This window comes from Fundidesulfovibrio soli, assembly GCF_022808695.1.
Taxonomy (GTDB): Bacteria; Desulfobacterota; Desulfovibrionia; order Desulfovibrionales; family Desulfovibrionaceae; genus Fundidesulfovibrio; species Fundidesulfovibrio soli.
In genome coordinates this window covers 176,944-187,783 of record NZ_JAKZKW010000004.1, presented here as the reverse complement: position 1 = coordinate 187,783, position 10,840 = coordinate 176,944, and the positions used below count along the sequence as shown (strand labels likewise).

At 67.2% G+C, this 10,840-nt stretch carries 8 protein-coding genes; 3 read left to right on the top strand and 5 right to left on the bottom strand.

Annotation, left to right across the window (positions count from 1 at the left end):
* Nucleotides 1-120: 120 nt before the first annotated feature.
* The 3 genes from MLE18_RS07045 to MLE18_RS07035 all read left to right on the top strand — a co-directional run bounded on the left by MLE18_RS07045 (nt 121) and on the right by MLE18_RS07035 (nt 3,051).
* Nucleotides 121-1,194, top strand: coding sequence for a glycosyltransferase (locus tag MLE18_RS07045; protein WP_243368683.1), 1,074 nt, complete (start codon nt 121-123; stop codon nt 1,192-1,194).
* Nucleotides 1,195-1,444: 250 nt separating this feature from the next.
* Nucleotides 1,445-1,858 (top strand): hypothetical protein, encoded by a 414-nt coding sequence (locus MLE18_RS07040; protein WP_243368681.1) that lies wholly within the window; start codon nt 1,445-1,447, stop codon nt 1,856-1,858.
* Nucleotides 1,859-1,878: 20 nt separating this feature from the next.
* Nucleotides 1,879-3,051, top strand: a complete 1,173-nt coding sequence (locus MLE18_RS07035) for a glycosyltransferase family protein (RefSeq protein ID WP_243368679.1) — start codon at nt 1,879-1,881, stop codon at nt 3,049-3,051.
* A 363-nt stretch (nt 3,052-3,414) separates the two neighbouring features.
* Here the strand turns inward: MLE18_RS07035 and MLE18_RS07030 are convergent, their stop codons facing one another.
* The 5 genes from MLE18_RS07030 to MLE18_RS07010 form a co-directional block, all read right to left on the bottom strand.
* On the bottom strand, nt 3,415-4,863 hold the full coding sequence (locus tag MLE18_RS07030) for a lipopolysaccharide biosynthesis protein (RefSeq protein ID WP_243368677.1): 1,449 nt from the start codon (nt 4,861-4,863) through the stop codon (nt 3,415-3,417).
* A 58-nt stretch (nt 4,864-4,921) separates the two neighbouring features.
* Nucleotides 4,922-6,490, bottom strand: a complete 1,569-nt coding sequence (locus MLE18_RS07025) for a radical SAM protein (protein ID WP_243368674.1) — start codon at nt 6,488-6,490, stop codon at nt 4,922-4,924.
* Nucleotides 6,491-6,556: 66 nt separating this feature from the next.
* The gene (locus MLE18_RS07020; protein WP_243368672.1) at nt 6,557-7,621 is read right to left on the bottom strand and encodes a glycosyltransferase family protein; all 1,065 of its coding nucleotides are present in this window, start codon (nt 7,619-7,621) and stop codon (nt 6,557-6,559) included.
* 13 nt (nt 7,622-7,634) lie between these two features.
* The gene (asnB, locus tag MLE18_RS07015; protein ID WP_243368670.1) at nt 7,635-9,530 is read right to left on the bottom strand and encodes an asparagine synthase (glutamine-hydrolyzing); all 1,896 of its coding nucleotides are present in this window, start codon (nt 9,528-9,530) and stop codon (nt 7,635-7,637) included.
* A gap of 3 nt (nt 9,531-9,533) precedes the next feature.
* Entirely contained in the window at nt 9,534-10,775 is a 1,242-nt protein-coding gene (locus MLE18_RS07010; protein WP_243368668.1) for a glycosyltransferase family 4 protein, read from the bottom strand.
* Between the last annotated feature and the right edge of the window lie 65 nt (nt 10,776-10,840).

Below are 10,840 nucleotides of genomic sequence, written 5' to 3'. Positions count from 1 at the left end.
GGGCGGCGAGGGCGGATATATTTGAAGAATATCCTGCCTCGCCGCCCGCGCGACCCCGGACAGCGGGAACGTCTCCCCTGACACGGGCAGGGGCGCAGTCCCGATACGGGAGAACCTCGTATGGCCTACCCCAAACGCCTCGTCCTCCTCCTGCAGGATCTGCTCTTTGGCGGCACGCAGCGCCACGCCCTGGAGCTGGCCCGCCGCATAGACCGCACCCGCTTCGCCCCCGAGTTCTGGATGATGAGCGCGGGGCGCGATTTCGAGGCCCAGGCCCGCGAGGCCGACATCAAACTGGCCTGGATTGACGATAAGCGTTCGATAGGCGCAGGAACGATTTACAAGCTGCATCAGCATCTTAAGCGCAACAAGCCGGACATCCTCATGCCGCTCACCGCCGTGCCCAACATCTGGGGCCGGCTGCTGGGCAGGCTCTCCGGCCTGCCCCTTGTGCTGGGCACCTGCCGGGGCGGGGGCAACATCGCCCGGCAGCACGAGCGTTTTTTGGCCCGGTTCGCCCACCATCACATCACCAACACGCAGGCCCTCAAGAACGCCCTGCTGGCCCTGGGCCGCAGCGACGAGCAGGTGACCGTGATCCAGAACGGGGTGGACACCGACTTCTTCAGCCCCGACCCCGACGGCTTCGCCCCGGTGCGCAAGGTGGTGCTCTGCGTGGCGCGCTTCGTGGAGGACAAGGATCATCTGACCCTGCTTAGCGCCTTCGACCAGGCCTGGAAGGCCGTGCCCGAGGCCGAGCTGTGGCTGGTGGGGGACGGGCCGCTCAAGGGGCGCGTGGAGCACGCGGCGCGCAAGCTGTCCTGCGCGCGCAACATCCGCGTGTATCCGGGCGGGCCGGATCTGCGTCCTTTCTATCGGCAGGCCACGATTCTGGCCTTGTCCTCCCTGCGGGAGGGGCTGCCCAACGTGGTGCTGGAGGGCATGGCCACGGGCCTGCCCGTGGTTGCCACGGGCGTGGGCGGCATCCCCGAGGTGGTGGAGCAGGGCCGCACAGGCCTGCTCAGCCCCGCGCGCGACGCCGAGGCTTTGGGAGCAAATCTTGCGGCCCTGCTGGCCGACGAGGAGCGGCGCGCTTCCATGGGCGCGCAGGCCCGGGCTGTGGCCCTGGAGACCTACTCCATGGAAGCCATGGTCAGGCGGCACGAAGATCTGCTTGCACGCCTCGCCGAATGACCGGACGGGTATTATAAGGGATTCCAAAGGGAGAAACTCCCTTTGGCCGCCGGAGGCTTTCTTGATGGCTGATCGCGCCGGAGAGGGGAGAGTGCCTCCGGCGGGCAAAGGGACTTCGTCCCTCTGCACTCCCATCCCGCTTCGCGCCTGTCCGGCGGGGATTGCGGGCCGCAGGGAACAATATGCGGGCTGTTCAAGCCCGAAGCGAACGTTTATAAGGCGCGGGCGAACAAGCCCGCTGGAGTGAAATATGAAACCCCTCACGACGATGGCCTGCGCCGTTCTGCTGGCCCTCGCCCTGGCCCTGCCCGCCGCCGCATCGGCGGACTTGACCGGGCGCTGGGAGGCCGAATTCATGGGAAACCGCGTGGAGTGCCATCTGGAGCAGCGCGGCAAGTTCCTTTACGGCGTGGCCTATGTGTTCACCCGCACCGGCGAGCGCAACACCTACCATCTGGCGGGGATGATGGACAACGGCCGCATCCGCGCCCAGCACGGCAGCGGCAACTATTTCGAGGGAGCGCTGCAGGGCGCGGACACGGCCGCGGGCACGTTCTACTTCAAGGATGGCCCCTCGGTACCCATGCAGGCCAAGCGCACCGCCAAGGGCCGCACAGCCCCCGGCGGGCTGGAGTGGCCTGCGGGATTTCCCCCCGCCAACTGATTTTCAAGGAACCATACGCAGTGAAAACCCTTTTCGTACTCTCGGCCCTGGCCGAAATCGCCGTTCTCTTCGCGCTCTACCTCGCGGGCCGCAGGCACGTCCTGAGCGGCATGCGTCTCCAGCCGCCCCTGGACAGGGCTCCGGCCAAGCCCCTGCGCGCCGCCATGATCGTCCCCGTCACCGGGGATACGCCAACGGTCCGCAACGGCCTGGCCAGCCTGCTCAGGCAGGAGTACCCGGGCCTGCGCTACGTCATCGTCACCCGCGACGAGGAAGACCCGGCCACGGCCATGGTCCGCGCGCTCATCGAGGGCCGCGAGGACGCCGTGCTGCTCACCAGCGGCCCGGCCACCACCAGCGGCCAGAAGAACCACAACCTGTTGGCCGGGGTGCGCCACCTGGGCGACTGGCCCGAGGCCTACATTTTCTGCGACTCCTCGCACCTGGCCAAGGCCGACCTGGCCGCGCTGCTGCTGGAGCCGCTGGCCAAGGAATGGGCCGTGATCTCCGGCGGGTTCCATCGCGTTATCCCGCGCGACACGGCCATCCCCACCCTGGGCATGCTCAACGTCTGCCTGGCCCTGCACTGCCTGCAGCCCATCCGGGCCATCACCCAGCCCTGGGGCGGGGCCATGGCCATCACCCGCGAGGCCTTCGAGGAGAACGGCGTGGCCAAGGTCTGGGCGCACAACATCGTGGACGACTTCTCCATGGGGCCCCTGCTGGCCAAGAAGCGCATCCGCACCTGGCCCGTGGCCGACGCCTGCCTGGACACCCCGCTCAAGGCCGTGAAGTGGAAACTCTGGGAGGACTGGCTCACCCGCCAGCTGCTCTACCTCAAGTTCTGCACCCCTGAAATGTGGCTCGGCTCCCTGGTGGTGGTCTGGCTTTTCCTGTTCCCGCCCCTGGCCGCGCTGGGTGGCGTGCTGGGCGCGCTGGCCGGATGCGCCGGGTGGTGGTGGCTGGGCGCGGCCCTGGCCTATGCGGGCGGGTTCACCGCCGTGGGCATGGCCTTCAAAAACTTCTCGCCCCGTCCCATGACCCTCTGGCACTGGATGCGGGGGTTCTTCGTCACCTTCCTGATGACCTCCTGGTGCTACCTGCGCACCTGGACCACGTTCACCATGTCCTGGCGCGGGATTTCCTACAAAGTGACCTGGGGCGGGCGCGTGGTGAAGGTGCTCAGAAGTTAGAGCAGACGGGCGCTCGGCGCTGCGATGCAATGAAGGCCGGCGCGGGAGATTCCCGCACCGGCCTTTTTGTCTTGTCGGGACGGATGGGTTTGAAGACGCGGGGCGCTGCCCCGCACCCCGCCAGGGGGCGTGGCCCCCTGGACCCGCAAATGGGACGGGATCACCATTCCGACGTGCGGTGGGAGCCGATGTGAACCCTGCTATGAAAATGTTTGCAGCCCGCCTGGCCATTGGCCAGGCGGGCTGCCGTAATTTTGGCCGCCGGACTACGCGAAGCTATTGGGGGTGCAGGGGGATCATCCCCCTGCCGGTGGGGTTTGGGGAGGCGGAGCCTCCCCAAGAAATATCGCCTAGAATCTGGGTTCAGCCCTTCTGCAACTGCCCCCGCATCTCCTTCCACCATTTCCAGCCCAGCACCACGAACGGCGCAATCGCCGCGCCTTCGGCCAGCTCCCTGATCCCCAGGGGCCGCAGGCCGAAATAGAGCGCCGCGCCGATGGCCGTGGTCAGGACCACGGGGGCCACGGCCCGCCATTTGATCAGCTGCATGGTGCGCTGGCAGTAGAGCGTGGTGCAGGCCCCCACCGCGCCCTTGGTGATGACGATGGCCAGCCCCGCGCCAAGCAGCGGGTTCTGCGGGATGAGCAGCGCGCACAGGGCCACGTTCAGGGCCAGTCCGCCCCCGTAGATCCAGAACAGGGCGTTCTGGCGGTGCTGGCTCATCATCAGGTAGGCGGCGAGGTTGTGGATGAAGCTGAACATCACCGAGGGCACCAGCCACTTCTGCAGCCACATGGCCTGGGTGTAGCTCTGGCCGTAGATCAGCCCGATGATCCTGTCGGACTCGATGAACAGGAAGAACATCACCGGCACGGAGGCCCCGAGCAGCCATTTGACCGAGTTGTCCTTGAGGCGGTCGAACTCGTCCTTGTTGTGGCGCCAGAGGCCAACGAACAGCGGGAAAAGCACGCTCTTCATGAGCAGGCTGGAGATGGGGATCTGGATGGCGTCCACCACCTCCCAGGTGGCGGAGTATTGGGCCACGGAGTTGGGGCCTGCCACGCGCTGCAGGAAGAAGAGGTTGGCCTTGTTGTAGAGGATGGAGAACAGGGCCATGAACACGAACACCAGCCCGCCCTTGGCCGTGGCCCAGGTTCGGGCCAGGGCCTTGCCCTTGAGGGTCAGGCTCTGGATGTCGGTCTTGTTGATGGCGATCCAGGCCCCGCCCGCGAGGTTGATGCCGTTCTCGATGATCTTGAACAGGGCGATCCAGTGGGGCTGGAAGCCAAGGGCAAGGGTGCCCAGGGCCCAGCCGTAGCCGCAGACCGCGCCCAGGGTGCGGATGCGGGCCTCCAGGTCCTGGCGGCCCTGCACGCGGCAGGCCACGAAGAAGGTGCTGGCCAGAGCCTCCAGGCCCACGCCGGCCGTGATCACCTGGATGAGGTTGGTCAGGCCCCCGGTGTAGCGCTGCTGCATGACGAAGGCCGTGACGCCGAGCCACCCCAGCACCAGGATGGTGGCCTTGATCAGCGTGTACTGCACCAGGATGTCGCCCTTGTGCCCGAACTTCTTGGAGAGCGAGGAGACCAGGGGCTGGTTCAGGCCGAACTCGCCCAGGAAGAGCACGATGACGGCCGTGTTGAAGGCCAGCTGGAACTCGCCGTAGTGGCTCTGGTCCATGCGGGCCAGGTAGATGAAGAAGGCGGTGTGCAGCAGGTCGCGGATGGTCTGGGCGGAGGCGAGATGCAGGAACTTGCCCAAGATGCCGTGGGATTTGACGCCTGGAGACGACGGTGCGGGCGGACGGGTCATTCGTTTGGCGTCTTATGCGGATGGAGAGGGGCGGGCCTGCTGGCCCGCCCCTGCGGCATCACTTGGATTTTTTGGCCTTGGAGGCCTTGGTTTTCTTCGCTGCGGCTTCAGCCTTGGGCTTGGCCTTGGGCTTGGCGGCCGCGGCAGCCGGAGCGGGCTTGGTTGTCGGCTCGGACACGGCGGGCAGCGGCGTCTCGTGCACCACTGGCAGAGGCATCTGCTTCACCTGGGGCAGGGCCTCCTCCTTGGAGACGGGCAGGTGCTCCTCGGCCACGGCCGGCGCCGGTGCGGCAACGGGCGCGGCGGCCTCAGGTGTTTCGGCCTCGGGCGCTTCGGGCTGGGTGTCGCCTTCGGGGGCCTGCGGGGCCTGCACCTTGGCCGGGGCCTCCTGGGCCGCGCCGCCGCAGCATCCGCCGCGCGGCGTGCAGGAGATGAACCCGCCGAACTTCTCCAGTTCGTCCACGCGGCAGCTCCAGACCATCTTGCCCTTGTAGTGGATGGCGTCCGGGCAGCCATCGCACATGTTCTGGCGGCCGTCGTCGAAGACGTCGCAGGGCTGGATGATCATGATGGACTGGATGTGCAGGCAGTCCGTCCACTTGGAGGGCTCCTTGAGCCACCGCCCGAAGATCTTGCGGATTGACTTGTCGAAGAGCGCCAGGGGGAACATGGCCTGGGCCGTGTTGGTAAGCCAGGGCCGGGTGTAGGCCAGGTAGGTGCCGAAGAACAGGTGGTGGAAGCTCTGGACGATCTCGGCGAACTTGGGCGAGAGGTGCCCCAGGATGCGGTTCTTGTCGCCCACGCGCAGGGTGAGCAGCCACTTCATGGACTGCGGGTCCTCGGTGCCGTTCAGGTAGGCGCAGGGCTCGAACTCGGGGCAGACCTCGCGGATCTTGTCGGCCACTTCCTGGGCCACGATGTCCTTGTGGGTCTCCATGTGGTCCAGCTGGTAGACGAGCTCCGTGGGCTTCACCTCGCGCCCGCCCACGAACACGTCGAAATTCCATTGGGTCTTGGCGGAGCGGAACAGGATGTAGACCATGGTCTGCACCAGGTCCATGTGCTCCTGCGCCCAGTTGGTGAGCATGGGGATGTCGTCCAGGGTGTCGCGGTAGATGGTGGCGTTGAAGGCGCAGGCCACCTTGCCGCCGCTGTGCTCGTGGATCATCTTGGCCAGCTTCAGGCGCAGCTCGCACAGCTCGGCCTCGGTTTTGCCGATCCAGCCCGGGCGCTTCTGGTGGGAGTCCACGTGCATGGTGAAGCCCACCAGCCCGGCCTTGGTCAGGTCGCGCACCAGGGCGGGCGTCAGGGCCTGGCCGTTGGAGTTGATGATGGGCTTCCAGCCCTGGGCGGCCACGTAGCGCACCAGCTCCACGATGTCGGGGTAGATCAGGGGTTCGCCGCCGGCGATGGAGATGCCGTCGGTGCGCCGTAGCGCGCGAACCTGCTCCAGGTCGCGGATGACGTCCGCCAGGGGCTTGTGCCCGTCGGGGTCGTTCTCGCGATAGCAGCCTTCGCAATAGAGGTTGCACTTGGTGGTCGGCTCCAGCCAGGTGATGGAGTTGTCGGCCAGGTTCCAGGGGAGGCGGTAATAGCTTCCGGGAGTCAGGGGGCGTTTCGCGTTCATGGCATGTCCGTAATCGCTTAAGTGTCTATCCTGATTTTACACATCCTGCCCGAACTAGCGCAATCGTCAATTCTTGGCAACGGCGGGGAGGCGCTGGCCGCCTATGTAGCTCTCCACGAGCCCGAAGGCGTACTCGTTGCCCCTGAAGTCCACCGCCGCCACGCGCTCCCGGCAGCGCTCCACCTGGCTCTCGAAGCCGGAGACCGCGGCCTCGTCCAGGTGGTGCATGTCCAGATGCAGGCCGTAGCCGAGCTTCTGCAGGTAGTGGGCGTTGAGCCACTGCTCGAACGCGCCCTTGACCGGCAGGGAAATGATGGGCTTGCCGTAGTAGAGGGCCTCGCTCATGAGCGTGTGCCCGCCGCCGCAGATCACATAGGCGGCGGAGGCCATGTCTTCGAGCAGGCCGTCCTCGCTGAAGGTCTTGAAGGTCAGGGGGCCGTCCACCTCGTCGCGGTGGTAGCCGTAGACGATCACCGGGCGCCCCAGCGTCTTGAGCAGGGGCACGAAGCGGTCGCAGATGGAGCAGCTCTGGTAGACGAGCACGTGCCCGCCGATGCTCGGCGTGTGCTCGAAGACCTTCTCACGGTGGATGGGCGGCGAGATGGCCCTGTGCGGCCCGGGCTTCAGCGGCGGCTGGTAGAAGGAGATCACCAAATGGTCCGTGGAGTTGGAGAAAAGGTTGTCCACGGAGAAGGAGGTGGAGCGCAGGTCCCACCAGACGGAGCGGGGCAGCCGGTGCTGGCAGAGCGTGATGACGTGCTGGTGGTCGATGGAGAGGCAGCGGACCCCCGCGCGCTTGGCCGCGATGGGCACGAAATATTCGTAGTCGGAGATGCAGGCGTCGGGCTTGAAGCTCTCGATCACGCGGCCCAGGCGTTTGAGCTCGCTTTCGCGCCGCGCCAGGGTCTTCACGCCGAGCTTCACGGTCTCCCAGAGGTCCAGGGAGTAGTTCTTGTAGCGGGTGCCGGGGTTGAGCGCCGTCTCCACGCGGTAGTCGCGCCGCAGGATCCCGGCGGCCTCCTCGCTGGTGACGAAGAGGAACTCGTGCTGGGGGAAACGCCGGGCCAGGGTCAGGGCGCGGATGGCGTGGCCGTGCTGGGAGCCGTGAACGCCGTAGAGGATGCGTGCCATGTTCGTCCTGGACTTAGCCGATGCTCGGGTTGTTGTGCTTGAGCCAGAGCTGGAGCACCAGCAGGGTCCACAGCTCCTTGCGGCGGTCGGCGCGGCCGGAGGCGTGCTCCTCCACCAGGGCGCGCACGGCCTTGGGCTCGAACAGGCCCTGGGCGCGCAGGTGCGCTTCGCCCAGCAGTTCGTCCACCAGGGGGCGGAGCCTGCCGCGCAGCCACTTGGCCACCGGGATCAGGAAGCCGCGCTTGTTGCGCGTGAGAATCTCTTTGGGCAGCACGTCCGCCAGGGCCTTCTTCAGGATGTACTTGCGCTTAAGCCCGCGCAGCTTGAAATCGAAAGGCAGGCGGCAGGCGAACTCGGCCACGCCGCGATCCAGGAAGGGGGCGCGGGCCTCCAGGGAGTGCATCATGGTGCAGCGGTCCACCTTGACCAGGATGTAGTCCAGCAGGAACTGCCTGGCGTAGGTGTGGGCGGCCTTGTCCATGACGGAGCCGGGCGCGCGCTCGAAGATGCGCTTGGTGGAGGCGTAGAGGTTGTCGCCCCTGAGCGCGCCCATGCCCTGGTCCAGCCAGAGGGCGCGCTGCTGCGCGGGGTGCAGGGCCGTGAGCCAGGTCTGTATGCGCAGCCACTCGGGCTTCGTGGCCCCGGCCAGGAAGGTGGCCGCGCCCAGGCGCAGGTTCACGTAGCCCTCCGAGGCGGGCAGCACGCCGCACAGCGGCTCCACCACGCCCCGGCGCAGGAAACCGGGCAGGGCGTTGTACCAGCGCGAGGCCTTCAAGCCGATGAAGTGCTCGTAGCCGGAGAACAGCTCGTCCGCGCCGTCGCCGCCCAGGGCCACGGTGACCTTCTCCCGGGTGATCTTGGAGAGCAGGTAGGTGGGCGCGATGGAGGGGTCGGCCATGGGTTCGTCGAAGCGGGTGACGATCTCGGGCAGCAGGTCGGCGCAGTCCTCGGCGGCCAGGATGCGCTCGTGGTGGTCCGTCTCCCAGCGTTTGGCCACCAGGCGCGCATAGGAGGACTCGTCGTAGCTGGCTTCCTGGAAGCCGATGGAGAAGGTCTTGATGCGCGGGGCCAGCTGGGCCATGAGCCCGGCCACGATGGAGGAGTCGATGCCGCCGGAGAGGAACACGCCCAGGGGCACGTCCGAGACGAGCCTGCGCTTCACGGCCAGGGTCAGGCGCTCGCGCAGCTCCTCGCAGAGCTCCTCCTCGGTGGCGTGGGTGGGCTCGGGCCCGGGCAGCTGCCAATACGGCTCCACCACCACCTGGGAGTCCCGCAGCAGCAGGTAGTGCGAGGGCGGCAGCTTGCGCACCTCCCGGTAGATGCTGTCCGGGGTGGGCACGTATTCGTAGGCCAGGAAGCGGGCCAGGGTCTCGGGGGCCACGCTGAGCTTCAGGCCCGGGTATTGCGTCAGGGCCGTAAGCTCCGAGGCGAAGACGAACGCGCCGTTCTGCAGGGTGTAAAAGAAGGGCTTCTTGCCGAAGCGGTCGCGGGCGCAGAACAGGGTGCGGCTGGCGTCGTCCCAGAGGGCGAAGGCGAACATGCCCTCGAAGCGGTCCAGGCAGTCCGGCCCCCACTCCAGCCAGCCCGCCAGGATGACCTCCGTGTCGGAGCTTGTGCGGAAGCTGTGCCCTCTGGCCTCAAGCTCGGCCTTGATCTCGCGGTAGTTGTAGATCTCGCCGTTGAAGGTCACGGCGCAGCGGCCCGAATGGTGCTCCATGGGCTGGCCGCCGCTGGAGAGGTCGATGATGGAGAGCCTGCGGTGGCCCAGGGCGGCCGGGCCGCGCAGCATGTGCCCCCATCCGTCGGGGCCGCGGTGGGCCATGCGCGAGGTCATGCCCTCCAGGACCTGGGCCGCGTCCTGGGGCAGGGGCTCGCCGCCCGTGTGCACGAAACCGGCTATGCCGCACATGGGCTAGGGGTTCTCCGTATCCTGGGGGGTGAGGTGCCTGGCGAAGAGCTCGAAGAGAGCCTTGGCGTTGGCCTGGGGGTCGAACATCTTCTTCACCAACTCGCGCCCTTCAGCCGCCATCTCCACGGCGCGGCCCCTGTCGGAGGCCATGCGGCGCACGGCGGCGGCCAGGGCGGCCGGGTCGCGCTGGGGTACGATCAGGCCTGTCTCGCCGTCGCGTATCACCTCGGGGATGCCGCAGACGTCGGTGGCCACCACGGGCATACGGTAGGCCAGGGCCTCCATGATCACGTTGGGGATGCCGTCGCGGTCCCCGCTGGAGTGCACCACGCTCGGCACCAGGAACACGTCATGCGTCTTGAACAGATAGGACAGCTGGTCGTGCGGCAGGAAGCCGGGCATATCCACGCAGTCCTTGAGGCCCAGCAGCAGGCGCAGGGCGCGCAGGACAGGCCCCTGGAAGCCCGCGCCCACCAGGGTCAGCCTGAAGCGCACCCCCTGCTTCTTGAGCAGGGCGCAGGCCTTGAGCAGCACGTCGAAGCCCTTGGTGCGGGCGAAGCGGCCCACGGCCAGCAGCTTGAGCGGCTCGACCATGGCGGCGTCGCAGTCGCCGTTCTCGCGCAGGGTGAGGCTGTTGTAGACCAGGTTGACCTTGTGCTCCTGGCCGGGCGCGAAGGAGGCCAGATAGCCCACGTTGGCCAGGTTGTTGGCGCGCACGAACGCGCTGTCGCGGATTTTTTCGGCCAGGGCGCCGTCGGGGGGGTAGATGTCCCCGGCGCGGCCGGCCATGGAAAAGGGGATGCCCGTGAGCCGCGAGGCCACCCAGGCCGCCGTGGCCGGGCCGTTGGCCCAGGGGGCGTGGATGTGGCCCACCTGGTCGCGCTCCAGCAGGCGCGCCAGCCTGAACCCGGCGAGAAAGGCCCACCAGGCCTCGCCCTTGACCTCCAGGCAGCTCCACTTCCGGCGCAGGACCTCCCTGGCCAGGGCCTTGAAGCATCCGGGGACGCGCCTGTTCCAGTAGAGGATGTCGCGCGCCATCAGCGGCAGGGCCTTGAGGCCCATGCGCCGCACCCCGTAGGAGGCGTCGAGCATCTCAGGCGAGAGGTTGGAGAGCTTCTTGCCGTACAGGCTGTAGACGAGCACGTGCAGACCCTGCTGACGCAGGGACTTGACTTCGCGGAAGATGAAGGTTTCCGACGAGAGAGGAAACCAGAGCAGTACGTATGCGGTAGTGGGAAGATTCAAAAGTGGTCCCCAATGGCGGATCGGCCCGCGATCCCTTCCGGGTATGTAATCCAGCACGGGCCGTG

Excerpts from the sequence above, each read along its gene's own strand:
- MLE18_RS07045 (WP_243368683.1), top strand. The coding sequence starts at position 121 with ATGGCCTACCCCAAACGCCTCGTCCTCCTCCTGCAGGATCTGCTCTTT.
- MLE18_RS07040 (WP_243368681.1), top strand. The coding sequence starts at position 1,445 with ATGAAACCCCTCACGACGATGGCCTGCGCCGTTCTGCTGGCCCTCGCC.
- MLE18_RS07030 (WP_243368677.1), bottom strand. The coding sequence starts at position 4,863 with ATGACCCGTCCGCCCGCACCGTCGTCTCCAGGCGTCAAATCCCACGGC.
- MLE18_RS07025 (WP_243368674.1), bottom strand. The coding sequence starts at position 6,490 with ATGAACGCGAAACGCCCCCTGACTCCCGGAAGCTATTACCGCCTCCCC.
- MLE18_RS07020 (WP_243368672.1), bottom strand. The coding sequence starts at position 7,621 with ATGGCACGCATCCTCTACGGCGTTCACGGCTCCCAGCACGGCCACGCC.
- asnB (WP_243368670.1), bottom strand. The coding sequence starts at position 9,530 with ATGTGCGGCATAGCCGGTTTCGTGCACACGGGCGGCGAGCCCCTGCCC.